Source organism: Gallionella capsiferriformans ES-2 (assembly GCF_000145255.1).
Classification (GTDB): Bacteria; Pseudomonadota; Gammaproteobacteria; order Burkholderiales; family Gallionellaceae; genus Gallionella; species Gallionella capsiferriformans.
The window spans coordinates 2274679-2297205 of the sequence record NC_014394.1 but is presented as its reverse complement, the minus strand read 5'-3'; the positions used below and the strand labels follow the sequence as shown (position 1 = coordinate 2297205).

23 protein-coding genes are annotated in these 22527 nt (G+C 54.1%); 14 read left to right on the top strand and 9 right to left on the bottom strand.

Translation table 11 applies throughout. The annotated features are described in order from the left end of the window. Window positions 1-157: 157 nt before the first annotated feature. Both GALF_RS10565 and GALF_RS15750 read left to right on the top strand, forming a co-directional pair. Window positions 158-1405 carry an ABC transporter substrate-binding protein gene (locus GALF_RS10565; RefSeq protein WP_013294055.1) on the top strand — a complete coding sequence of 416 codons (1248 nt, stop codon included), beginning with the start codon at window positions 158-160 and terminating at the stop codon, window positions 1403-1405. Continuing rightward, window positions 1402-4389, top strand: coding sequence for an EAL domain-containing protein (locus tag GALF_RS15750; RefSeq protein WP_013294054.1), 2988 nt, complete (start codon window positions 1402-1404; stop codon window positions 4387-4389). The genes GALF_RS10565 and GALF_RS15750 overlap by 4 nt, the downstream gene beginning before the upstream one ends. A 21-nt stretch (window positions 4390-4410) precedes the next feature. On the opposite strand, the gene GALF_RS10555 is transcribed toward GALF_RS15750, so the two are convergent. After that, entirely contained in the window at window positions 4411-5109 is a 699-nt protein-coding gene (locus GALF_RS10555; protein WP_013294053.1) for an rRNA pseudouridine synthase, read from the bottom strand. A 73-nt stretch (window positions 5110-5182) separates the two neighbouring features. Between GALF_RS10555 and GALF_RS10550 the strand changes: the two genes are divergently transcribed. Further along, window positions 5183-5416 (top strand): VF530 family protein, encoded by a 234-nt coding sequence (locus GALF_RS10550; protein WP_013294052.1) that lies wholly within the window; start codon window positions 5183-5185, stop codon window positions 5414-5416. Window positions 5417-5535: 119 nt separating this feature from the next. Next, a complete protein-coding gene (gene htpX / locus GALF_RS10545) occupies window positions 5536-6417 on the top strand; it encodes a protease HtpX (RefSeq protein ID WP_013294051.1) in 882 nt (293 codons plus the stop codon). A gap of 49 nt (window positions 6418-6466) precedes the next feature. On the opposite strand, the gene GALF_RS10540 is transcribed toward htpX, so the two are convergent. From GALF_RS10540 to GALF_RS10520, 5 genes are all read right to left on the bottom strand, one after another. Further along, a complete protein-coding gene (locus GALF_RS10540; RefSeq protein ID WP_013294050.1) occupies window positions 6467-8185 on the bottom strand; it encodes an ABC1 kinase family protein in 1719 nt (572 codons plus the stop codon). Then, window positions 8185-8838 (bottom strand): DUF6781 family protein, encoded by a 654-nt coding sequence (locus GALF_RS10535; RefSeq protein WP_013294049.1) that lies wholly within the window; start codon window positions 8836-8838, stop codon window positions 8185-8187. Before GALF_RS10535 ends, GALF_RS10540 begins: the two co-directional genes overlap by 1 nt. A 143-nt stretch (window positions 8839-8981) precedes the next feature. After that, window positions 8982-9722, bottom strand: a complete 741-nt coding sequence (locus GALF_RS10530) for an MlaA family lipoprotein (RefSeq protein ID WP_013294048.1) — start codon at window positions 9720-9722, stop codon at window positions 8982-8984. Between the two features lie 18 nt (window positions 9723-9740). Continuing rightward, window positions 9741-10316 carry an NUDIX hydrolase gene (locus GALF_RS10525; RefSeq protein ID WP_013294047.1) on the bottom strand — a complete coding sequence of 192 codons (576 nt, stop codon included), beginning with the start codon at window positions 10314-10316 and terminating at the stop codon, window positions 9741-9743. Beyond that, entirely contained in the window at window positions 10313-11107 is a 795-nt protein-coding gene (locus GALF_RS10520; RefSeq protein ID WP_013294046.1) for an outer membrane protein assembly factor BamD, read from the bottom strand. The genes GALF_RS10525 and GALF_RS10520 overlap by 4 nt, the downstream gene beginning before the upstream one ends. A 19-nt stretch (window positions 11108-11126) precedes the next feature. On the opposite strand from GALF_RS10520, the gene rluD reads away from it, so the two are divergent. Together rluD and pgeF are read left to right on the top strand one after the other, a co-directional pair. Beyond that, window positions 11127-12107 carry a 23S rRNA pseudouridine(1911/1915/1917) synthase RluD gene (rluD, locus tag GALF_RS10515; RefSeq protein WP_013294045.1) on the top strand — a complete coding sequence of 327 codons (981 nt, stop codon included), beginning with the start codon at window positions 11127-11129 and terminating at the stop codon, window positions 12105-12107. After that, complete coding sequence (gene pgeF, locus GALF_RS10510; RefSeq protein ID WP_013294044.1) at window positions 12088-12828, top strand: peptidoglycan editing factor PgeF; 741 nt, start codon at window positions 12088-12090, stop codon at window positions 12826-12828. The genes rluD and pgeF overlap by 20 nt, the downstream gene beginning before the upstream one ends. Window positions 12829-12943: 115 nt before the next feature. Here the strand turns inward: pgeF and GALF_RS10505 are convergent, their stop codons facing one another. Further along, complete coding sequence (locus GALF_RS10505; RefSeq protein WP_223293692.1) at window positions 12944-13624, bottom strand: YceH family protein; 681 nt, start codon at window positions 13622-13624, stop codon at window positions 12944-12946. Window positions 13625-13705: 81 nt separating this feature from the next. Here GALF_RS10505 and GALF_RS10500 point away from each other — a divergent pair, with 81 nt between their 5' ends. The 3 genes from GALF_RS10500 to GALF_RS15380 all read left to right on the top strand — a co-directional run bounded on the left by GALF_RS10500 (window position 13706) and on the right by GALF_RS15380 (window position 16284). Beyond that, window positions 13706-14473, top strand: coding sequence for a ZIP family metal transporter (locus GALF_RS10500; protein WP_041938065.1), 768 nt, complete (start codon window positions 13706-13708; stop codon window positions 14471-14473). Window positions 14474-14488: 15 nt separating this feature from the next. Continuing rightward, entirely contained in the window at window positions 14489-15805 is a 1317-nt protein-coding gene (gene rimO / locus GALF_RS10495) for a 30S ribosomal protein S12 methylthiotransferase RimO (RefSeq protein ID WP_013294041.1), read from the top strand. A 311-nt stretch (window positions 15806-16116) separates the two neighbouring features. Further along, complete coding sequence (locus GALF_RS15380; RefSeq protein ID WP_013294040.1) at window positions 16117-16284, top strand: DUF3330 domain-containing protein; 168 nt, start codon at window positions 16117-16119, stop codon at window positions 16282-16284. 72 nt (window positions 16285-16356) lie between these two features. Here the strand turns inward: GALF_RS15380 and GALF_RS10490 are convergent, their stop codons facing one another. Continuing rightward, complete coding sequence (locus GALF_RS10490; protein WP_013294039.1) at window positions 16357-16824, bottom strand: DUF3106 domain-containing protein; 468 nt, start codon at window positions 16822-16824, stop codon at window positions 16357-16359. 259 nt (window positions 16825-17083) lie between these two features. Here GALF_RS10490 and glyQ point away from each other — a divergent pair, with 259 nt between their 5' ends. The 5 genes from glyQ to GALF_RS10465 all read left to right on the top strand — a co-directional run bounded on the left by glyQ (window position 17084) and on the right by GALF_RS10465 (window position 22200). Further along, window positions 17084-18031, top strand: coding sequence for a glycine--tRNA ligase subunit alpha (gene glyQ, locus GALF_RS10485; RefSeq protein ID WP_013294038.1), 948 nt, complete (start codon window positions 17084-17086; stop codon window positions 18029-18031). Further along, a complete protein-coding gene (gene glyS / locus GALF_RS10480) occupies window positions 18028-20139 on the top strand; it encodes a glycine--tRNA ligase subunit beta (protein ID WP_013294037.1) in 2112 nt (703 codons plus the stop codon). The genes glyQ and glyS overlap by 4 nt, the downstream gene beginning before the upstream one ends. A gap of 78 nt (window positions 20140-20217) precedes the next feature. Then, a complete protein-coding gene (gmhB, locus tag GALF_RS10475) occupies window positions 20218-20766 on the top strand; it encodes a D-glycero-beta-D-manno-heptose 1,7-bisphosphate 7-phosphatase (RefSeq protein WP_013294036.1) in 549 nt (182 codons plus the stop codon). 1 nt (window position 20767) lies between these two features. Then, on the top strand, window positions 20768-21475 hold the full coding sequence (locus GALF_RS10470) for a lysophospholipid acyltransferase family protein (protein ID WP_013294035.1): 708 nt from the start codon (window positions 20768-20770) through the stop codon (window positions 21473-21475). Next, entirely contained in the window at window positions 21475-22200 is a 726-nt protein-coding gene (locus tag GALF_RS10465) for a M48 family metallopeptidase (RefSeq protein WP_013294034.1), read from the top strand. The genes GALF_RS10470 and GALF_RS10465 overlap by 1 nt, the downstream gene beginning before the upstream one ends. 12 nt (window positions 22201-22212) lie before the next feature. On the opposite strand, the gene cyaY is transcribed toward GALF_RS10465, so the two are convergent. Next, window positions 22213-22518, bottom strand: a complete 306-nt coding sequence (gene cyaY, locus GALF_RS10460) for an iron donor protein CyaY (protein WP_013294033.1) — start codon at window positions 22516-22518, stop codon at window positions 22213-22215. Window positions 22519-22527: the final 9 nt, after the last annotated feature.

Sequence of the window (22527 nt, the reverse complement as noted above, 5' to 3'; positions counted from 1 at the left end):
TGCCGCTTTGCTGCAAGATGGTTGCAAGTTGCAGGTGTGAGCTACAGGCGGCCAGCTAATTTTGGAATGTGTTTTTATCGCGACGCCTGTCGCTTTTGTTTGTGCCGCAAACGGCAGTCGTTTTTCTGCGTTCACTCAATAGGTATCGAACTTTAAAATGCAACGCACGGAATGTCCAAAAATAAGTTGGGTAAGTGTTGTTTTGGCGATGCTTGCACTGTTCAGTATCGCGCTATTGTATTTTCAGCAAGAGCAGGCTAAACCGAAACTGAAGATTGGCGTGTTGCATTCTCTGACGGGTACGATGGCGACCAGTGAAAGGCCGTTGGTTGATGCTTTGCGGCTGGCGGTTGAAGAGGAAAACCAAGCGGGCGGAGTTGACGGGCGGCAGATTGAAATAGTGACTGCCGACTGCCGTTCCGATGCTGATTACTGCGCACAACAAGCTGAAAAACTGATCACTCAGGACGGGGTGCAAGCCCTGTTCGGTTGCTGGACATCAGCGTGTCGCAAAGCGGTAAAGCCGGTTATCGAAAAGCACCGTCATCTGCTGTTTTATCCGGTGCAATACGAGGGGCTTGAGCAATCGCCCGACATTATCTATACCGGTGCGGCACCCAACCAGCAAATTATTCCGATGGCGTTGTGGGCGTTGCAAAACACCGGTAATCGCTTCTATCTGGTCGGTTCCGATTACATTTTTCCACACACGGCTAATCTAATGGTTAAAGACGTGTTACTGGCGCAAGGCGGCAAGTTGCTGGGCGAGCGATATGTGCCGCTGGGATCGAGTGATTTGGCGGTGGTTGTGAAAGAGATTGCTGCACAGCATCCTGATTTCGTGATTAACACACTCAATGGCGACAGCAATCAGCAATTTTTCCGCGCGTTGCGTGAAGCGGGTATTTCGTCTGAAACAACGCCCGTGTTTTCTACCAGTATCGCCGAAGTTGAGTTGGCGGCGATGGGCGCGGAATTGATGGTGGGGCATTACGCGGCATGGAACTATTTTCAGAGTTTGGCAACGCCAGACAACAAAAAATTTGTGGCGCGTTTTAAACAGCGATTTGGCGCAGATCGCGTGCTGGATGATCCGATGGAAGCCTCCTATATTGGTGTGAAACTTTGGGTCGAGGCGATGCGCAGCGTAAAATCCGACGATCTTTCCTCGGTTAAAATCACATTGGCGCAGCAAACTTATCTGGCGCCTGAAGGGATAGTGGCCGTTGATCATGACACCCGGCATTTATGGAAAGCAGCCTATATCGCTCGCGCGAGCTCGGATGGTCAATTTGAAATTGTCTGGCGTTCCGAAAAACCGTTACAACCTGCGCCCTTTCCCGGCTATCGCAGTCGTGCGGAATGGCTGGTTATGCAGCGCGGGTTGCCGGAAGTGTTGCCATGAGGCCGATATTCAGGCTAAAAAATCTCACGATTACCTGGCGGCTGGTGCTTTGGTTTGTGGTTGTCGCCCTATTGCCGTTGGCTTTGTTTGGTTACTTGAGTCTGGAAAAGAGCGGGGAAGCCTTACGCTACGAAACGCTGACGCGCTTAAACCTTTTATCTGACAAGAAAACGCTGGAAATCAAAACGTATCTGGCTGAGCGTCGTGAAGACGCGTGGTTGTTGTCGCGCAGTAAATTAATCGACGAAGCGATGCCGGTTTTATTGCACGCTTACTCGCAACAGGGGAGCCGTTCGGCGCAATATCTGAATGCGGCTAAACCCTTTCAAAATAGTTTTGCCGCCTACATTGGCAATGGCGACAGTACGCTTTTTTACGATGTGTTTTTGATTACGCCCGAAGGCGAAATTATCTTCACCTACCAGCATGAGGATGATTTTGCCACCAATCTGATCAGCGGTCCTTATCGTGAAACGGGCTTAGCGCGGGTATTTAACCAGTCGCGCATGACGCTGGAAAGCGGTATTTCCGATATAGAGAAATATATGCCCTCCAGAGCGAAGGCTGCATTTATCAGTGTGCCGATTATCCGTGGCGGTGTATTGCAGGGCGTGCTGGCTTTTCAGCTCGATACGCAGCAGATTTATCATGTCGCAAGCGACAATGTGGGGCTGGGTAAAACGGGCGAAACGGTTATCGCCACTTACTATGATACCCAGCACGTGAAGTACATTGCCCCGCTGCAACGTGAAGTTGAGCTGGATTTATTCAAGCCGAGAGATTTTGCCCGAGTACCGTTGCCGATGCGTCAAGCACTCTCGGGCATTCAGTCCGGCGGCATTGTGGAGGACTATCGCGGTGTTGAAGTGCTGGCTGCCTGGCGTTATTTGCCTGAATTACGCTGGGGGATGGTGGTTAAAATTGATGCCGATGAGGTGTTCGCACCGCTGTATCAACAACGAAGAAATTTGCTGGGTATTTTGTTCGTTTTGACCGTGCTGGGGGGCTTGGTTGCATTTTTTTTGGGGCGCCAGCTCGTCATTCGCATTAAACGTTTTTCATCTACTGCGGATGAAATTGCCCGAGGCGATTTAAGCCGGCGAGTGGAGGAATCAGGCTCAGATGAGATTGGTACGTTGGCACAAAATTTCAACCGTATGACCGAAAATTTGCAATTCTCGTATCGTTCGCTGGAAGGGCGTGTGGACGAGCGCACGCGGGAATTGCAAGTGAGCAACGAGCAATTGCAGGAAGAAATTATCGAGCGGGAGCATATTGAAAAAGCCTTGCGTGATGCGCAGGAGTATTTGCGCATTGCCGCGACCACGTTTGAAACGCATGAAGCGATTTTGATTACCGATGCGCGTGCGAATATCATCCGTGTTAATCAAGCGTTCCAAGACACGACAGGCTATTGTGCGGAAGAGGTGCTGGGAAAAAACCCCCGTTTTTTAAGTTCTGGGTGTCAGGACAGTGCGTTCTACGTCGAAATGTGGCAGCAGCTCGTGGCTAACGGTACGTGGTCCGGCGAGTTGTGGGACAGGCATAAAGACGGGCATATTTATCCAAAAAATCTGACGATTACCGCAGTCAAAAATATACTGGGCGAGACGACTGAATATGTCAGTATTTTTAGCGACATCAGCGAGCGAAAACGGGCGGAGGAAGAGATTCGCAATCTCGCTTTTTACGATGTGCTCACGCAATTGCCTAACCGGCGTTTATTGCTGGACCGGCTGCACCTAGCGTTGTCGGTTTCAGCGCGCAGCGGTTCGTATGGTGCCGTATTGTTCCTCGATATGGATCGATTCAAGAGGCTCAACGATACGTTGGGGCACGGTTGTGGCGACTTGTTGTTAATTGAAGTCGCTGAACGCATTCGCTTTTGTGTGCGTGAAGTCGATACCGTGGCGCGCTTTGGTGGTGACGAGTTTGTCATTCTGCTGGAAGAGGTCGGGAAAAATGCCGACGAGGCATCAAAAAAAGCCGCCCTGATCGCAGAAAAAATTCGGGCAGCCTTGTCGGTGCCCTACAAAATTAAAGAGCACGAATATCACAGCTCGCCCAGTATTGGCGTGAACTTATATTGTGGTAACGGAAACGCTGTCGAAGATTTGCTCAAACATGCCGATATGGCAATGTATGAGGCGAAGGAATCGGGACGGAATGCGGTGCGATTTTTTGATCCTGTCATGCAGCATTCTGTTTCCGAGCGCGCCTCGCTTGAGGCGGATTTGCACCGCGCGGTGCCAGACCAGCAGTTGCAGCTGTATTACCAAATTCAGGTGGACAGCAATCAGCGCTCGTTGGGCGCGGAAGCGCTGCTGCGCTGGATACATCCGACACGCGGTATGGTGTCGCCTGCGCAATTTATTCCGTTGGCCGAAGAAAGCATTTTGATTCTCGAATTGGGCGACTGGGTGCTGGATGCGGCGTGCAGGCAACTGGCGATATGGTCTGAAGCGGACCTGATGCGCCATTTGACGCTAGCGGTCAACGTTAGCGGTAAGCAATTCAAGCAACGAGATTTTGTGGAAAAAGTCGCCCGTATTTTACAGGTGCATCAGGTGGATGCGTCGCGCTTAAAGTTGGAATTGACCGAAAGCGTTGTGCTGAATGATGTTACAGATGTCATCAGTAAAATGCAGGCATTGAAAGCCTTGCGAGTTAGATTGTCGATGGATGATTTTGGTACCGGATATTCTTCGCTGTCATATTTGAAACAGCTTCCTCTCGATCAAATTAAAATCGATCAAAGTTTTGTCCGCGACATGACCTTCGATCAAAACGATGCCGTCATGGTGCAAACCATTATTGATATGGCAAAAAACTTTGGTCTGAACGTGATTGCCGAAGGGGTGGAAACGGAAGCGCAAAAATTATTGCTGGAACAATTAGGCTGTCTAAATTATCAAGGGTACCTATTTAGCAAACCGTTGCCGATTGCCCAGTTTGAAGCGTTGCTCAAGGAAAGCGTTTTATAGGTTAAGGGATATCGCTTGTGGTTAAAACCGTTCGTGGAGCATCAGGTAACGCCATTGGTCCGGTTGTAATTTTGCCATCGAGATTCGTCCGATGCGGATGCGTCTCATAGAAATGACGTCCAGGCCGACCTTTTGGCACATCGCAGCAATCTGGCCGGGTATGACACCCTTGAGCGCGAAACGTAAGCGGGTTTCGTTTTGCCAGCTGACCTTAGCCGGGGGCAGGGGCTTGCCGTTGAATTTCAGGCCGTGATTGAGCAGCTTCAGTCCATCGGCCATAATCTCGCCAGCGATTTCAACGATGTATTCTTGTTCGATGGTGGCGGCCTCATCTTTGAGCTTACGGATGATGCGAAAGTCCTGCGTGAGTACGGTCAGGCCGCTTGCGTTACGTTCCAGCGGTGTGCAGGGTGTCAATTTGAAAAAATGCTGGCGCAGTAGGTGGATGCCGGACAGGTCGTCAGCCGAGCGCGTACCGGCGCATATTGCGGTGGTATTGGTGGCATTCAGATGATGGAACAGCAGGGTGGCAGGCTCAATCGGAGTGAGGTCCGCATTCGGATGTAATTCGACCAGCTGTTCCGATACCATGAACTGCGGCTCTTCTACGATCTGTCCGTCGACCATGACCCAACCCCCGGCAATATAGAGTTCGGCTTCACGGCGAGAGCATGCGACTAATTCGACGAGGCGTTTGGCGAGACGGACGGGTTCGGTCATGAAAAAAGTCATCAATTGAGAAAGTGCGTCATTGTAAGCGCTCAAGCGTCACTATCGCCTGTAAAATACCGACATGATTACAAAACCTGCAAATCGTCCTCCGCTCGAAGGCGTGACCCTCGAAGCGATCGTCACACAGTTATCCGAAGCTATCGGGTGGGCCGCCATGGCGGATGCCGTTCCGGTGCGTTGTTTTACTTTTGAACCGAGTATCAAATCCAGTCTGAAATTTCTGCGCAAAACACCCTGGGCGCGCGCTAAAGTCGAGGCGTTGTATTTGCAACAGCTTACGCGGCTAAAAGCATAATATTTCAAGCGAAATGAAACTTCTTTCGTCTGTCTGTGACTAAAGGGCGCTTGAAAAATTGCGGACCTGCCCCATTTAGTACAGCAGCGCCAATGGCGTATTTTTAAGGAGTGAACTGTATGAAGCGTATTTTTCTGTTTGTCTTAACGAATCTTGCCGTGATGCTGGTGATCAGCATCACCTTGCGATTGTTGGGTGTCGATCGTGTGTTAGATCAAAGCGGAGCGATTAATTTTAATGCGCTGCTGGTGATGTCGCTGGTGGTGGGCTTTTCGGGTTCGATCATTTCCTTGTTGATGTCTAAATGGTCGGCCAAGCGGATGGTGAATGCGCAGGTCATCACCACACCGTCCGATCCAACTGAGCGCTGGTTGGTTGAAACGGTGCGTCGTCAGGCGCTCGCTGCCGGGATTGGTATGCCGGAAGTGGCCATTTACGATGCGCCGGATGTGAATGCCTTTGCCACGGGCTGGAATAAAAATAATGCGCTGGTCGCGGTGAGCACCGGGCTGTTGCACAATATGGGGCGCGATGAAACCGAGGCGGTGCTGGCCCATGAAATCAGTCATGTGGCCAATGGCGATATGGTGACGCTGGCGCTGATTCAAGGGGTGGTGAATACCTTTGTGTTCTTCTTCGCCAAACTGTTCGGTCTATTCATCGACTCGCTGTTGCGAAAGGACGGCGAAGAGCGCGGGCCGGGTATCGGCTCCTTTATCGCGGAAATGGTCGCGCAGGTGGTGTTGGGGGTGCTCGCCAGCATCATCGTGATGTGGTTCTCGCGTCAGCGTGAATTCCGTGCCGATGCAGGAGGGGCTGAGCTGGCCGGCCGTGAAAAGATGATCGCAGCGCTAGAACGCCTGAAGATCAATCATGAACAAGCATCACTGCCCAAGGAGATGGCGGCATCCGGAATCTCCGGCGGTGCGGGAATGGCGCGCTTGTTTATGACCCATCCTCCGCTTGAAGAACGCATCGCCGCGTTGCGCGCAGGTCGCTAATTTATTCTGGTTGTCTATTGAGTCACCTTCGTTCCGGTTGGCGCGAAGGTTATTCACGGTCGGCGCGGTTGCTGCGCCAGATCGACAGTAGCAGCCACAAACCGCCGATGGAGGCACAGATAATTCCGGCCAGTCCGAAAAAGGGCAGGCCAAAAATCTTCAGCGTGTCTGGTACGGTCATGACGATGGATGAGCCGATGATCAGTGCGGCAACGATCAGTCCTACGGATAGCCGGTTGACGGCACCGTCGAGCTGATTGCCGACATGTTTTAAATGCGCGATCTCAATGTGTATTTCCAGTCGGCCGCGCCGGGCTGCGCGCAGCAGTCGCGACAGATCGTGTGGTAGCCCTGAAATCAGTGTCAGCGCCTCCATGATGGCGCGCCACCCGCGTTTGGCAAGCGTAGCAGGCGCGTAGCGTGCACGCAGCGCGTGTTCCAGCATCGGCATGGCTTCGCCGGCGATGTCGAAATCCGGGTCAAGTTCGCGCCCCATTCCTTCCAGTGAAATAAACGCTTTGACCAGAATTGCCATATCAGAGGGCAACATCAGTTGGTGTTGCCGAAGGATGGCGACCATGTCCGAGAGCATCGCACCTATTCGGAGTTGCTTAAGGGCTACGCCGTGATATTGGTCAAGAAAGGTCTCGATTTCAAGGGTGAGTCCGGTCTCGTCCTGCGCGCCGTCGCCGGTCCAGTCAAGCAGGACATCCAGTACTCGTTTGGGTTCATGCTGAACAAGTCCTAGCAATAAGCGGATTAATTGTTCGCGTCGCTCCTCAGTCAGCCGCCCAACCATGCCAAAGTCGATGAATGCGATGCGGTTGTCGGGTAAGTAAAACACGTTTCCGGGATGGGGGTCAGCGTGAAAGAAGCCGTCCTCGACAATCATTTTCAGCACGGCTCGCGCCCCGCGCCGTGCCAGTGTTTTGCGATCAAGCCCGGCTTGATCTACTGCGTCAAGCCGGCGTCCCGGTATGCCATCGATATATTCCTGCACGCAAACGCGCTCACCCGTCCACTGCCAATAAACACGGGGAATCACGATGATGGGCGCGTCGGGTATGACGTCGCTCTGGCCGGAATAATTCGCAAAGTTCAGTGCAATGTGCTCGGCATTCCTGCATTCGATGGCAAAGTCGAGTTCCCGTCTGAGCGAGAGTGAAAATTGTCTTACCACCTCTTTGGGGCGGAAGCTCCTCAATTCAGGACTTTCGCTCTCAGCCAGTTCAGCCAGACGCATCATCCAGCGCAGATCGGCTTCGATGACCGGCCGGATGCCGGGGCGACGCACTTTGACGATCACCTCGCTGCCATCCTCTAAGCGTGCGCGGTGAACTTGTGCAATTGAAGCTGCGGCCAGTGGCGCAGGATCAAATGCCGCGAACAACGATTCCGGGGCTGCGCCCAGATCCTCCTGTAGTTGTTGGGATATCTCCGCGTAGGGAACGGGCGGCGCGTTGTCCTGTAGCTTGCCAAACTCGGTGATCCACTCAGGTTCGAATAAATCCACGCGGGTCGCCAGTACCTGCCCTAGTTTAACGAAAGTCGGGCCGAGCTCCTCCAGCGCTTGTCGCACACGCATTGGCGCCGGCAGATGAGCGTATTCCGGCGTAGGTCTGTGGTGCAATACTTGCCCTGCGCGCTCCAGCGCGTGGTTCAGTCCCATGCGCGCGACAAGATCGCCGAATCCGTGGCGTATCAGTACGGCTGCGATGTCATGCAGGCGCGACAAGTCGCGCACCGCTACCAGAGCTTGTAGCAGCATCAGTCTTTGTGCGCTGGCTTGACGTGATCGGCGACGCCAGTGAGGACGCCTGCCGCAATCTGGCGCAGCAGGTCGCTGCTGGCTTGGGCTAGATGCAGCCCGGAAACGGCTTGCGTGCGACCGACTGAGCTTAACTGGTGTGCGATGACGGACAAGGTTTCCCTGATTTGAGCGCCCGCCAGCGTGCCGTGCGTCAGGCTATGCGCGGCAAGACTGTGTAAAATCTCATCTACTGCATCGCGTGCACTAGAGGCTGAAGTTTGCAGGGTTTCAATCAGCAGCTCATCCAGACTTTCCAGATTGGCGCGAGCTAGCGCCAAATCTTCATTTGTGAATTGTTGTGCGCGGCTGGCGGCTTCTTCGATCGCAAGCCTGGCGGCATTTGCCGTTTGTGCCAGCGCCATATCCAGTCCCGCTACCGTTTGCTTGAGTTGCATGCGGGCCGTTTCAGCTTGTGCAGCAGACAGGTTTAATTCATTGCGCACGGCAGCTCTGGCACCACGCAGCACAGAGTGTGCGATTTGTCGCAAGGATTCGATATCCATCGACCGGGCGCTGATGCGGCGCAACGTAAGTTCTCGTACCATTTCTTGCACGTTATGGCCTTGTTCGACGGCGCTGCGTACATCGGCTTCGAAAGTATCGTTTTGCATGATATTACCTCGCAGTATGGTGGTTTAAACAACGTTCAGGGTGGTCGTTTTGCTCTACAGCTTTTAAGTATTAAACAATATCGACTTTGCCCATCTATTTTGTCGCCGCTGCTTGAAATAAAGCCCCCATAAGGGGGCTTAAATCAAGGCTTTGCTGCTTCCGGTGCTTCGGTCGACGCAGGATCAGTCGCATCGTCAAATAGTTCTTCCGGCGGATTGCCGTCATAGACTAGGCTTTCGCGGCGTTGCAGGTAAGCGTCGCGGATGAAAGCGTAACGATCTATGACCGCACCGTCTAGCAAGCTTTCGCTTTCAAGCAGTTGTGCGCGTCGTTTGATGCCCTTGGTCAGGTATAGCGCGTTGCGTGTGGGTACATTTTTGGTGTTGGATATAACGCTGACCTGGCTATCACCCAAGTCGCCCAATCCGTCACGTATCGTACTCGATCCCAGAAATGGTAAGACAAGATAAGGGCCGCTGCCGACTCCCCAATATCCCAGTGTCTGTCCGAAGTCTTCGTTGTGTTTGTCGAGATTCATCGAGGCCACATCGATCAGTCCGCCAACGCCGACGGTAGAATTGACCAGCACACGCATGCCATCGGAAAATGCCTGTTTGAATTTAAATTGCAGCAGGTCGTTGGCGGTGACAATCACATCATCCAGATTGGAGAAAAAATTGCTCACCAGCGTTTTTCCGGTATCTGGCACGGCTTTGTTGTAGCCTTGTGCGACAGGTTTGAGAATCGCTTTGTCCAGCGCGTTGTTGAAGCCGTACATGCTGCGGTTAAACGGTTCGAACGGGTCGGTCTGCGTCTGTGGATGGGTTGCACATCCTGTGAGTGAGGCGACAGTCAATGCGATGAGTATCGGTGTAAATTTCATGATGGAGTCTCAGTCAGTTCAGTGAGTATTGATGTTATTCAGCTTGGAATCGGGAGGGTAGTCAGGCGGCCCCAGTTCATCTACATGCAAGCTGAATGTTCCCTTTTTTCGTTCGCTAAAGTAATGTTCGAGTGAATAGCGCACTGGGCGGAACGCGAGTTCGGCCCATGGAATTTCTGATTCTGCAAACAACTTTACTTCAAGGCTCTCCTGCCCCGGGGCGAATTCAAGGTCGAGCAGGCGGGCGCGGAACAGCATATGAACCTGATCGATGTAAGGCAAGCTGTACATGGAATACAAGTCAATAATTTCGATGCGCGCGCAGGCTTCTTCGAGCGTTTCACGTATAGCTGCCGCGCCCGTGCTTTCGCCATTTTCCATAAATCCGCCCGGCAGCGTCCACAGTCCGTAGCGCGGTTCGATGGCGCGGCGGCACAACAATATCTTGTCTTCCCACTCGGGGATAGAGCCGATTACCATTCTGGGATTCTGGTAGTGAATAATGCCGCATGCGGTGCAGATGTAGCGCGGCCGGGTATCATCGGCTGGCGTGCGCAACTCGACACTCTGGCCGCAGGCGGGGCAATATTTCATTTCCAGAATTGCCACCAGGATTTTTCAGGTATGCCCATTTTGCTGCTTCCCGTCGTATTGCTGGCCTGTACGCGTTTGGTGTCATCGCGCAACTGGACCATACCGAGTGCATCGTAGGCGTCAATCATGATCTGCAATGCTTCGCGCGTAGACGGGCTGTTAGGGTACTGCTTGATAATGTCTTGTGCCCGATTAACAGCGGCAATATAGGCGCCGCGCCTTAAGTAATATTGTGCGACATGAATTTCATGGCGGGACAAGGCATTGACCAGATATTGCAGGCGCAGCTTCGCATCGGGTGTGTATTTGCTGTTTGGGAAACGTACCACGAGCGCTTTGAAAGCGTTGAATGATTCAAGTGCGGCTTGCGGGTCGCGCTCTGAAGGATCCTGGCCCGCGACGGAGCTCAGCAAGCTGAGTTCGCCGTTGAAGGTCGCCAGTCCCTTCACGTAATAGGCGTAGTCAACGTGTGCGTTGTTGGGGAATTGTTTGATAAAGCGATCCGCCGTGGCGATGGCGGGATCCGGTTCGCTCTGGCGATAATAGGCGTAAGCCATTTCCAGCATCGATTGTTGTGCATACTTGCCATAGGGGTAGCGCGATTGCAGCGTTTCGTATAGTTTGATGGCCGTGTTGTAACTGCCGTCGTCGAGTTCGGTTTTTGCCTGCCGATAGAGCTCTTCCGCGGACAGACTTTTGGACGTATCTGCTGTGTCACCGGTTGGCAACGGACTGAGGATGCCGCAAGCAGTTAACGTAAGTAACAAAAATACAGCTAAACTATGGCGCATGACTGAATCCGAAAAAAATATGAGTAATTATAACGCAAACCCAGCCGGCGACGACGTAATCCATTTTGTTATTCCAAACAGTAGCGCAGGACTGCGCCTTGATCAGGTTTTAGCGACTCTGCTGCCTGAGTATTCGCGCAGCCGCCTGCAAGAATGGGTGACGCTCAATCAAGTGCTGCTCGACGGAAAGCCTGCCATTTCTAAGCAAAAGGTGTGGGGTGGCGAAAAACTTGCAGTGCTGCCTCAGGTGACGCAATCCGAACAGCCCTATCAGGCGGAGGACATTCCGCTGGACATCGTCTACGAAGACGATGATCTGCTGGTGATCAATAAACCGGTCGGGTTGGTGGTGCATCCAGGTAGCGGGAACTGGCAGGGTACGTTGCTCAATGCCTTGCTGCATCATTGGCCTGAGCTCGCTTTAGTACCGCGCGCGGGCATTGTTCATCGTCTTGACAAGGATACCAGTGGTCTGCTTGTGGTTGCTAAAACCTTGATTTCTCAGACAAATCTTGTTCGTCAGTTGCAGGAGCGCAGCGTCAAGCGCGAGTATCTGGCGCTGGTGCATGGTGAATTGTCTCATGGCGGGTATGTCGATCAGCCTATCGGTCGCCACCCCTCCAATCGCGTTAAAATGGCGGTGGTTGAAACGGGCAAAGATGCGGTGACGCATTACAAAGTCGAAAGAACCTTTCCCAGTTGTACCTTGTTGCGCTGCACGCTGGAGACCGGTCGCACGCACCAGATTCGTGTTCACATGACGTATCTGAAGCATCCCTTGGTCGGCGACAGCGTTTACTTGAAGGGTCCGCAAAAATGCGTACTGCAACTGCGTGATGTGCTGACCCGTTTCCCGCGGCAGGCGCTGCATGCGACGCGACTTGCACTGGAACATCCGATAAGTGGCGAGAGGATGGAGTGGCATGTGCCGCTGCCGGACGATATGCAGCAGTTGCTCCGCCAAATCAAAGCGGCGTTGAATGAGCCTGAAGCAGATTGATTCCGTGATTGTCCCTGCGTGGCCGGCACCCGCCAATGTGCGCGCGATACAGACCACAAGGCTTGGGGGTTGCAGCATCTCGCCTTATGGCACACTCAATTTGGGGATGCATGTCGGGGATGATGCACAGGTTGTGGCGCGCAACCGATTATTGCTGGATTCGCTGTTGCCTTCTGCGCCGGTCTGGCTTGAACAGGTGCACGGCACGCAGGTTGCGAATGCTGATGAGGTTGCCGGCGTTCCGATCGCGGATGCCAGTTTCGCTACGCGCGCAGGTACGGTGTGCGGGGTGATGACTGCCGATTGTCTGCCGCTGCTGTTGTGTGATGTAGAAGGACGCGCGGTTGCCGCTGTGCATGCGGGATGGCGCGGACTGTCGGCGGGTGTGATTGAGGCCGCTGTCGCGAAAATGGGCGTGCCGACTGACCGGCTGCTGGTGTGGCTTGGGCCTGCAATCAGTCAGTTAGGCTTCGAGGTGGGCAATGAGGTGCGTGCAGAATTTGTTGCCGCCGATCCGCTTGCGGCTGCCGCATTTATTGCGGGTAAGTCCGGCAAATATCTGGCCGACATTTATGCGCTGGCGCGGTTACGCCTGCAAGCGCTGGGCATCACGCAAATTTACGGCGGCGATCGCTGTACCTATAGTGAGCCTGAACTGTTTTATTCCTATCGGCGCGACGGGGTGACCGGACGTCAGGGCAGCTTCATCTGGCTGGAATAATGGCGAGTAAGTGGTGAATTGGAAGTGGGAAGTAAAATACACAACACTGTTTTGTACACACTGACCACTTACTATTTACCACTGATGCAGTGTTTTGCCACGCTTGGCTCTGTACTTACATTCCCAGTGTTGCTTGTATTTTTTCCATTGTTTCACGCAGCGTGGCGACTTCAGCATTAAGTCGCGCGACATCGGCTTGCAACTGGGCGAGTTCATCGGGATGCCGATGTGCTGTCGGCGTGCTGGAAACGGCCAGATCCACCGCACCGCACAGCAGGTGAGTCCAGCGGTGCTCGCGCGAGCCGGGTAGCTTGGGGAGTTTAACGACCCAGGGTAGCTCGGTCTGACTGAGTTCTTCCAGAAAAGCTTCCACCGATGAGATATCGCCGAACGGGTGCAGCCGGTCGCAATTGGTGCGTAGCTCGCCTGCCGTCTGAGGGCCGCGCAGCATTAACACGGCCAGCAGGGCGACCGACTGTTCGGGTAGTTTGAATGCGCGCCGCGTGTTGTGTGCATATCGCATTACGCGTCCGCCGCTCGACTCGATGATCAGCGCATAGTCTTTGAGGCTGTTGATTGCCGCCAGTACCTCGGATTCGGTAGCTGCCATCACGGGATCGCGCGCCGTTTTCTGGTTGCATCCCAGCGTGAGCGTATTCAGTGAGAGCGGGTAAGTATCCGGTACGGTTTTTTCTTTTTCGATCAGTACGCCCAGTACGCGGGCTTCGAGGGGAGTGAAAATCGGCAGCGTGTCCATGCTTTTAACCCGGGTATTGGCAGGCTTGAATGCTAACACGCACTCGCTGTGCATAGTAAGGCCGTTTGATTACTGCGCAATCCGTTATAATTCGCGCCCGTAATAATCTGAATGAACTACATGAGTGTTTTGCTGTGGATCATCGCCGCCAGTCTGGTAGGCGGCATGCTGAGTGTGACGTGCGCTGCCCTGTTTGCGCTCAATGCACGCGCACACTGGGTCAACGGGCTGGTCAGCTATGCGATCGGCGCGTTGCTGGGCGCGGTGTTTCTCGATATTTTGCCCGAGGCGATCAAGCTGACCACTAACCCTGCGGTGTTGAGCGGCACGGTGCTGGCCGGTATACTGTTGTTTTTTACGCTGGAAAAACTTCTGTTGTGGCGGCATTGCCATCACGATCATTGCGAGGTGCACGAGCCGCATGAACCTCCGGTTCATGGTCGCAGCGGCACCATGATCATGGTCGGGGATACCTTTCATAACTTCGTTGACGGTATTATCATCGCCGCCGCTTTTATGACCGATGTGCAGTTGGGTCTTGTTACGGCGCTGGCGATCATCGCGCATGAAATTCCTCAGGAAGTTGGGGACTTTATGATCCTGCTGCATTCGGGCTACAGTCGTGCACAGGCGTTGGCCCTCAATCTGGTGTCTAGCCTTGCGACGCTGGTCGGCGGCGTTTTAGCTTACTTCGCTTTGCAATCGATGCAGGGTGCGGTGCCCACGTTACTTGCGCTGGCGGCGGCCAGCATGATTTACGTTGCCGTGGCCGATTTGATTCCGGGTTTGCATCAACGCACGCGTTTGCGTGACACAGTAGAGCAAGTCTCGCTGATCGTCGCGGGTGTCTCTTCCATATTTCTGGTCAACCTTGTGGTTGGCGTCTGATTCTGAAAGTTTAAAATGAACAATCCAATTCCAAAAGTCGGTTTTGTCTCGCTGGGTTGCCCCAAGGCAACGGTCGATTCAGAACACATCCTGACCCGTCTGCGCGCCGAGGGTTATATTATTTCAGATACCTACAAAGACGCCGATCTGGTGGTGGTGAATACCTGCGGATTTATCGACAGTGCGGTGGAAGAGTCGCTCGATGCGATCGGCGAAGCACTGGCGGAAAACGGTAAAGTGATCGTCACTGGCTGTCTGGGTGCTAAGGGCGATGTCGTAAAACAGGCGCATCCTAAGGTGCTGGCGGTCACAGGCCCGCATGCGACCGATGAAGTGATGGAGGCCGTGCATCAGCATCTGCCCAAGCCGCACGATCCGTACACCGATTTGGTGCCGCCGCAGGGCATACGTCTGACGCCTAAGCATTACGCGTACCTGAAAATTTCGGAAGGCTGTAATCATCGCTGCACCTTTTGTATCATCCCGAGTTTGCGTGGCGACCTGGTCAGCCGTCCGGTGGGCGATGTGATGGCGGAAGCGGAAAGTCTGGCCAATGCCGGTGTCCGAGAGTTGTTGGTGATCTCTCAGGACACCAGCGCCTACGGGGTGGACGTGAAATATCGCACCGGATTCTGGGGCGGTCGTCCGCTCAAGACGCGCATGACGGAACTGGCGGTTGCGTTGGGGACACTGGGTGTCTGGGTGCGTCTGCATTATGTCTATCCATATCCGCATGTAGATGAAGTGATTCCCTTGATGGCGCAAGGAAAAATTCTGCCTTATCTGGATATTCCGTTCCAGCACGCCAATCAGCGTATTTTGAAACTGATGAAGCGTCCTGGTAACAGTGATAATGTATTGGCGCGTATCAAACAGTGGCGCGAAATCTGCCCTGAGCTGGTATTGCGCAGCACTTTTATTGTCGGCTTCCCGGGTGAAACCGAAGAGGAATTCGAAGAGTTGCTCGATTTCATTGAAGAAGCGCAACTGGATCGCGTCGGCGCATTTGCCTATTCGCCGGTGGAAGGCGCCACCGCGAACGATCTGCCCGACCATGTGCCGCCCGAGGTGCAACAGGAACGTCTGGCGCGTTTAATGTGGTTGCAGGAAGAAATCAGCGAAGAAAAATTAAAGCGCAAGATCGGCAAGACACTGACCGTGCTGGTCGACGAGGTCGACGAAGAAGGGGCGATTGCCCGTAGTTTTGCCGATGCGCCGGAAATCGATGGGCAGGTTTACATCAATGACGGGCAGCATCTGAACGTCGGCGACAGGGTTGAAGTGCTGATTACGGATTCAGACACACACGATCTGTGGGGCGAACTGGTTTAACCCAAGAAAAAGCGCCCCCGATTTGCCGCGCCGCCTGACTGTTTCCAGCCAGGCGGTGTCTCCTTGATAGTCGATAAACAAGCGGGGCAGCGTACTCGGTTTTATGATGACTTCAAGCCATGCGGCAGTCTCACCGCGTTGTGAGAGAGCGTCAATATGCAGAACCGCCTAGGTGTTTTGGCCAGTGAGTGCATATTGTCGGAGTTTTTAGGCATCGGGCGCAATCGCCGCGAATTGCTTGCACCGTCCCTGATTCCCCGATATTCTGTTCAGGTATCAATCGGCGTCATCAAATCATTGGGAGGTTGATCATGGATAAGCAACTGGTGGAAGTTGAAATGGTCGTCTGCGATATTTGCCGTAAGGAAGTGCCTGTTTCTGAGGCGAAAATTCCAGAGGCTGTTGATTATGTTGCCCACTTTTGCGGGCTGGAATGCTATGCCAAATGGCAGGAAGAGAGTGGGGGCGCGAAGCACTAGGTTGCGTTGCAGTCCTAGTTGAGTAGTATATTGATTGTAATGAAATAATTCTGCCGTTTAAGTGGGGTTATTTCATTTGTCGGGCTGATTTTGCTTCGGGTGCTGTTTCGGGGCGATCGGCATCCCCTGCGGCATGTTGCCTTGCATGTCGTGTTTGAATTGACGGCGTTCTTCCGGCGTCATCTTCTCCCAGTGCTCGCGCATTTTTGAGCGTTTCTCAGTGCGCTGTTCAGGTGTCATGCTATCCCATTCGCGGCGCATTTCCTCACGCCGCTTGGCGCGTTCTTCCGGCGTCATTTTCTCCATGTAAGCGCGCATTTCACGGCGCTTTTCAGCGCGTTGTTCTGGGGTGAGTTTGTCCATTTCCCTGTGCATCGCTTCACGTTCTTTTGCGCGCTCCTCCGGCGACATGTTTTTCATGCGTTCCATGTGTTCTTGAATGTCTAAGCTGCCTGCGGGCGGGAGTTCTGCGGCCTGTACGCTCAGGTTGAATGTTGCGATAAGGCTCGCGGCCAGCCAGGTTTTAATCATCGTGTTCATCGTCTGTCTCCTGATAATTGTGCCGCTGTGTGCCCGCATGATATGGGCTAATTGTAAGCGAAGTGATTTGAGGTGTGCTTGATTTGTAACACCTTGTCCAGCGATGGACTGCACGCATCGATGATGCCGCTTTAATCAACCGCTACGCATGCCGGATGAAAAATAATCCGGAGAATTTCTCTGTGGTTAAAACTGGGCTGACGCAGTCGTGCTAAAACCCGTAAAATACGTCCTTTAGAAAAACAATCGGTTTTTGTTTATGCTTACTTTTCAGCAAATCATTCTCACGCTACAAAATTACTGGGACAAACAGGGTTGTGCACTGTTGCAGCCTTATGACATGGAAGTCGGTGCGGGCACCTCGCACACCGCGACTTTCCTGCGTGCATTAGGCCCTGAGCCCTGGCGCGCTGCCTATGTACAGCCTTCGCGCCGCCCGAAAGACGGCCGTTACGGCGAAAATCCGAATCGCTTGCAGCATTACTATCAGTTTCAGATTGTTTTAAAACCTGCGCCTGCCAATATTCTTGAGTTGTATTTGGGCTCGCTCGAAGCATTGGGTTTCGATCTCAAGCAAAACGACATTCGCTTCGTCGAGGACGATTGGGAAAATCCGACGCTGGGCGCGTGGGGTTTGGGCTGGGAAGTCTGGCTCAACGGCATGGAAGTCACCCAATTCACCTATTTTCAACAGGTTGGCGGCATCGATTGCCGTCCCATCACCGGCGAAATTACCTACGGGCTGGAGCGTCTGGCGATGTACCTGCAAGGGGTGGAGAGCGTATATGACCTGATCTGGACCGAGGGCGTGACGTACGGCGACGTGTATCACCAGAACGAAGTCGAGCAATCGAAGTACAACTTTGAACACAGCGATGTAGAGTTTTTGCTGGGTGCGTTTGCCAGCCATGAAAAACAGGCCAAACATTTGATGGAAAATGCGTTGTCGCTGCCCGCCTACGAGCAGGTGCTAAAAGCGGCGCACAGTTTTAATTTGCTCGATGCCAGAGGCGCGATTTCAGTCACCGAACGCGCAGCGTACATAGGGCGGATTCGCAATTTGGCGCGCAGCGTTGCCGCGGCATATCTGGAAAGCCGTGCGCGTCTAGGCTTTCCGATGGCACCAAAAAATTGGGCGGATGAGGTGCTGGCGCAGATTGAGAAAAATCAGCCTGTTCTGGGTAAGGCAGAAGGAGCCGCAGCATGAGTACGAAAAATTTACTGGTTGAGCTGTTTGTTGAAGAACTGCCGCCCAAGTCGCTTAAAAAACTCGGCGAGAGCTTCTCTCAAGTCTTGTCCGCCAGTCTGGTGGCACAAAATCTGGTGCTGCCCGGGACTGAAATCACTTCGTTTGCCTCGCCGCGCCGTTTGGCGGTGCATGTGGAAGGTGTGATTGCGCAGGCAGCCGATAAGTCCGTTTCGCTCAAATTGATGCCGGTCAAGGTAGGGCTTGATGCGGCGGGCAATGCGACACCTGCGCTGCTGAAAAAATTAGCCGGTCTGGGTGCGGATGTCTCGGTTGTCTCCAGTCTCAGAACTGAAATGGATGGCAAGGCGGAAGCGCTTTATTTCGATAGCCTAGTGCCCGGCGTAAAGCTGGTTGACGGCCTGCAGCGCGCTTTGAACGACGCGCTCGCCAAATTGCCGATTGCGCGGGTGATGACCTATCCTGATCCGACAGGCGATGGTTGGAGTACGGTCAATTTTGTGCGTCCGGCGCATAGTCTGGTTGCGTTGTACGGGCGAAAAATTGTGCCTGTCAGTGTGCTGGGCTTGACAGCCGGCAATGTCACTCAGGGGCATCGCTTCGAGGCGTCGGTCGATGCTATCGTTTTGGAAGACGCGGATAGTTATGCGCGGCAACTGGAAACAGAGGGGGCGGTGATTGCCAGTTTTGCGCAGCGACGTGCCGAGATCGTCAGGCAGTTGGCTAAGATGGCCGCAAAAGAGGGGCTGCAGGCGATTCATGACGATGATCTGCTCGATGAAGTGACGGCGCTGGTCGAGCGACCTAATGTCTTGATGGGGCGTTTTGAAGAAACTTATCTTGAAGTGCCGCCTGAATGCCTGATTCTGACCATGAAGGCGAATCAGAAATACTTTCCGCTGCTCGAGGTGTCGGGTCGTTTGAGCAATAAATTTTTGATCGTATCCAATATCAGCCCAAAGGATGCCAGCTTAGTGATCGGCGGCAATGAACGTGTGGTGCGCCCGCGTCTGGCCGATGCTAAATTCTTCTTCGACCAGGACAGGAAAAAACCGCTCGATGCACGCGTGCTGGGATTGTCACGCGTCGTCTACCACAACAAACTGGGTACTCAGGGCGAGCGCGTCGAGCGCGTGCAGGCGATTGCCCGCGCGATCGGTATGCAGTTGGGCGGAGAGGCGCAGGCGTTGCAGGCCGATCAGGCCGCGCTGCTGGCGAAGGCCGATTTGCTCACCGATATGGTGGGCGAATTTCCCGAACTGCAAGGCATCATGGGACGTTATTACGCGCAGCACGATGGCTTGACGGATGAGGTGGCGTTTGCCATCGAAGACCATTACAAACCGCGTTTCGCAGGCGATACGTTGCCGCGCAACAGTACCGGTATTTGTGTCGCATTGGCCGATAAGCTCGAAACACTGGTCGGCATGTTCGGTATCGGCCAGATTCCGACCGGCGATCGCGATCCGTTCGCGCTGCGCCGTCATGCGCTGGGCGTGATCCGTATGCTGGTCGAAAAACAATTGCCGCTCACCCTCACCGATCTGGTGGCGGGCGCCTTTGCCGGTTTTTCGAAGGGATTGTTGGCTGATGCGCAAGCTGAGGTGGAGACTTTTATCTTTGATCGCATTGGCGGCATGATGAGGGAGCAAGGCTATACGGCGAATCAAGTGGATGCCGTGTTAGCGCCCAGACCGCAGCGCTTGAGTGAAATCCCCATGCGGCTCGATGCGGTGCGGGCTTTTGCCGCCTTGCCCGAATCGGCAGCGCTGGCTGCGGCCAACAAGCGCGTCGGCAATATCCTGAAAAAAGTCGAAGGCGAGGTGAGCGTTGAAGTCGATCGCGCACGACTGGTGGAAGACGCAGAACTGGCGTTGTATCAGGCCCTGCAGTCGATTGCGACGGATGCCGATGCTGCGTTTGCCGCTGGCGACTACACAACGTCGTTGCAGGCGCTGGCAGCTTTGCGTGCGCCGGTTGATGCGTTTTTTGACAGCGTGATGGTGAACGCGGACGATCCCGCCTTGCGTGCCAACCGCCTGAGTTTACTGGCCCGTTTGCATCAGGCGATGAACCGCGTCGCGGATTTGTCCAGACTAGCCGCTTAAGGATAATGGGAAGGGGTTAGTAAAACCATGCAACGACTTCCCATTTACTACTTACCACTCACTACTTACTAATAAAATATGAAACTCGTCATTCTCGATCGCGACGGTGTGATCAATCACGATTCGGACCAGTTCATCAAGAGTCCGGCGGAGTGGCAGCCCATCCCGGGTAGTCTGGAGGCGATTGCAAGGCTCAATCAGGCGGATTACCGCGTGGTGGTCGCGACCAATCAGTCCGGTATCGGCCGCGGGCTGTTTGATATGCCCACCCTCAATGCGATTCACGACAAGATGCATAAAGCCTGTGCGATGGCGGGGGCGCGCATCGATGCGGTGTTTTTCTGTCCGCACACGGCCGACAGTCGCTGCCATTGCCGCAAGCCAAATCCCGGTATGCTCGAAGAAATCGCGGCACGTTACAATCTCAAATTAACCGGCGTGCCGGTAATCGGTGATTCGCTGCGCGATTTGCAACCCGCCGCCGAATTAGGCGCGCGTCCGTATTTGGTGCTGACCGGTAAAGGCCGCAAGACGCAGGCGGCAGGCGGCCTGCCGGAGGGAACGCCCGTGTTTGCCGATCTGGCCTCCGTGGTGGCTGAGTTGCTCAGGCCTGTTCCTTTGGATTGATATGCTGTTCATACGCTCATTTGTTTTCATGCTGTTGCAACTGCTGCTCACGCCGGTTTTTTCGGTATTGGCGATTTTCACCTTCCCGTTTTCACCGCTGACGCGCTACCGGCTGATTTCCAGTTATGCCAAAACCATGATCTGGCTGGTGCGGGTCGTGTGCGGCATACGTCATCGGGTACTCGGCATCGAGCATATCCCGCAGCAGCCGTGTATCGTGCTGTGCAAACACCAGTCGGCCTGGGAGACGCTGGCCTTGCAGGCGATTTTTCCGCCGCAGGCGTGGGTATTGAAGCGCGAGTTGTTGTGGATTCCCTTTTTCGGCTGGGGGCTGGCGATGACCAGCCCGATTGCGATCAACCGCAGCGATGGCAAGGGGGCTGTGAAACAGTTGCTCAAACAGGGTAAGGCGCGGCTGGCGCAGGGATTTTTTGTGGTGATCTTTCCGGAAGGCACGCGGATTCCCTATGGTCAGCGCGGCAAATACAAGGTGGGGGGTGCGCTGCTGGCGGCCTCAGCCGGCGTGCCGGTTGTGCCGGTCGCGCATAATGCCGGTCGTTTGTGGGCGCGCGCCGCATTTATAAAAACACCAGGTCTCATCACGATGAGCATCGGGCAGCCGATTGCCACAACAGGGCTTAAAGCCGACGAGATTAACGCCCGCACGGAAGCTTGGATAGAGAACGAGATCAACACGCTGGATCACTGATGTTCAAGCGCCTGCGCAACTTGATAGCACCCGCCAAACCCGTAGCCGTTGAACAGCGCGTGGTGCTGCTGGCCGGAAAACCTGTTTCCTATACCTTAAAGCGCAGTGCAAGACGCCGCAGTATCGGTTTGCGTATCGACGGTCAAGGACTGACGGTCAGCATGCCACACCAAACCTCTGAGCGTTGGCTCAACGAAGTGCTGCGGGACAGGGCGGATTGGCTGGTTGAAAAACTGGACGGTTTGCAGGCGCGAAAACTGCCGGAACAACAATGGCGTGACGGCGAAACAGTGCCCTATTTAGGTGAATTGCTGACCTTGCGCGTTGTTGTGTCGGCGGTGCCGGTGCATCAGTGTGGCGCTGAACTGTTGGTGTATGGCAATGAGGCGCGGGTTGAAAAGCTGGTGACGCTCTGGTACCGCCGTCAGGCGACGATGTTGTTTGCCGACCGGGTCGCGCATTTTGCTGCCCGGCTGAACGTCGCGCCTGCGTCAATTAAACTGTCGAGCGCGAAAACCCGCTGGGGCAGTTGCACTTCACGCGGCGTGGTTAGGCTGAACCTGCAACTGATCAAGCTGCCGCAATACCTGATCGATTATGTGGTGGTGCATGAACTGGCGCACTTGCGCGAGATGAACCATTCGGCCGCCTTTTGGCGCGTGGTGGCGAGTGCGTGCCCTGACTACCTTGTGCTGCGTGCTGAACTTAAGGCCTGCCACCTGTAATCTTTGGCGTGGCTACAGGATGACGGTTTCACCTTGTGCTGCGAACAACTCGCGCAAGCGGGCGTACAGTTCGCTGTCGTCCCGCTGGCTTTTCCACGCGCCATCGCAGTAGGCATAGTGAAACCCGCCGGATTTCGCCGCGACCCAGATTTCTTTGTTGATGTCGTGCCGGTTGATAATGATCTTCGCGCCGTTGTCGAACTCGAGTTCCAGCAGGTTGCCGCTGCGGTTGCAGTCCACGCCGCACGCGTCACAGGCCGTCTCGATTTTGATTAGCGCAGCATCGGCCAGTTGGTTGAATTCGGATTCGCTCATCATTTTCTTAGA

Coding starts and splice junctions, on each gene's coding strand:
- gmhB (WP_013294036.1), top strand. CDS start 20,218: ATGAAACTCGTCATTCTCGATCGCGACGGTGTGATCAATCACGATTCG.
- GALF_RS15380 (WP_013294040.1), top strand. CDS start 16,117: ATGGATAAGCAACTGGTGGAAGTTGAAATGGTCGTCTGCGATATTTGC.
- GALF_RS10535 (WP_013294049.1), bottom strand. CDS start 8,838: ATGCAAAACGATACTTTCGAAGCCGATGTACGCAGCGCCGTCGAACAA.
- GALF_RS10490 (WP_013294039.1), bottom strand. CDS start 16,824: ATGAACACGATGATTAAAACCTGGCTGGCCGCGAGCCTTATCGCAACA.
- glyS (WP_013294037.1), top strand. CDS start 18,028: ATGAGTACGAAAAATTTACTGGTTGAGCTGTTTGTTGAAGAACTGCCG.
- cyaY (WP_013294033.1), bottom strand. CDS start 22,518: ATGATGAGCGAATCCGAATTCAACCAACTGGCCGATGCTGCGCTAATC.
- htpX (WP_013294051.1), top strand. CDS start 5,536: ATGAAGCGTATTTTTCTGTTTGTCTTAACGAATCTTGCCGTGATGCTG.
- GALF_RS10530 (WP_013294048.1), bottom strand. CDS start 9,722: ATGAAATTTACACCGATACTCATCGCATTGACTGTCGCCTCACTCACA.
- rluD (WP_013294045.1), top strand. CDS start 11,127: ATGAGTAATTATAACGCAAACCCAGCCGGCGACGACGTAATCCATTTT.
- GALF_RS10525 (WP_013294047.1), bottom strand. CDS start 10,316: ATGAAATATTGCCCCGCCTGCGGCCAGAGTGTCGAGTTGCGCACGCCA.
- GALF_RS10470 (WP_013294035.1), top strand. CDS start 20,768: ATGCTGTTCATACGCTCATTTGTTTTCATGCTGTTGCAACTGCTGCTC.
- glyQ (WP_013294038.1), top strand. CDS start 17,084: ATGCTTACTTTTCAGCAAATCATTCTCACGCTACAAAATTACTGGGAC.
- GALF_RS10550 (WP_013294052.1), top strand. CDS start 5,183: ATGATTACAAAACCTGCAAATCGTCCTCCGCTCGAAGGCGTGACCCTC.
- GALF_RS10540 (WP_013294050.1), bottom strand. CDS start 8,185: ATGCTGCTACAAGCTCTGGTAGCGGTGCGCGACTTGTCGCGCCTGCAT.
- GALF_RS10520 (WP_013294046.1), bottom strand. CDS start 11,107: ATGCGCCATAGTTTAGCTGTATTTTTGTTACTTACGTTAACTGCTTGC.
- GALF_RS15750 (WP_013294054.1), top strand. CDS start 1,402: ATGAGGCCGATATTCAGGCTAAAAAATCTCACGATTACCTGGCGGCTG.
- GALF_RS10555 (WP_013294053.1), bottom strand. CDS start 5,109: ATGACCGAACCCGTCCGTCTCGCCAAACGCCTCGTCGAATTAGTCGCA.
- rimO (WP_013294041.1), top strand. CDS start 14,489: ATGAACAATCCAATTCCAAAAGTCGGTTTTGTCTCGCTGGGTTGCCCC.
- pgeF (WP_013294044.1), top strand. CDS start 12,088: ATGAGCCTGAAGCAGATTGATTCCGTGATTGTCCCTGCGTGGCCGGCA.
- GALF_RS10565 (WP_013294055.1), top strand. CDS start 158: ATGCAACGCACGGAATGTCCAAAAATAAGTTGGGTAAGTGTTGTTTTG.
- GALF_RS10465 (WP_013294034.1), top strand. CDS start 21,475: ATGTTCAAGCGCCTGCGCAACTTGATAGCACCCGCCAAACCCGTAGCC.
- GALF_RS10500 (WP_041938065.1), top strand. CDS start 13,706: ATGAGTGTTTTGCTGTGGATCATCGCCGCCAGTCTGGTAGGCGGCATG.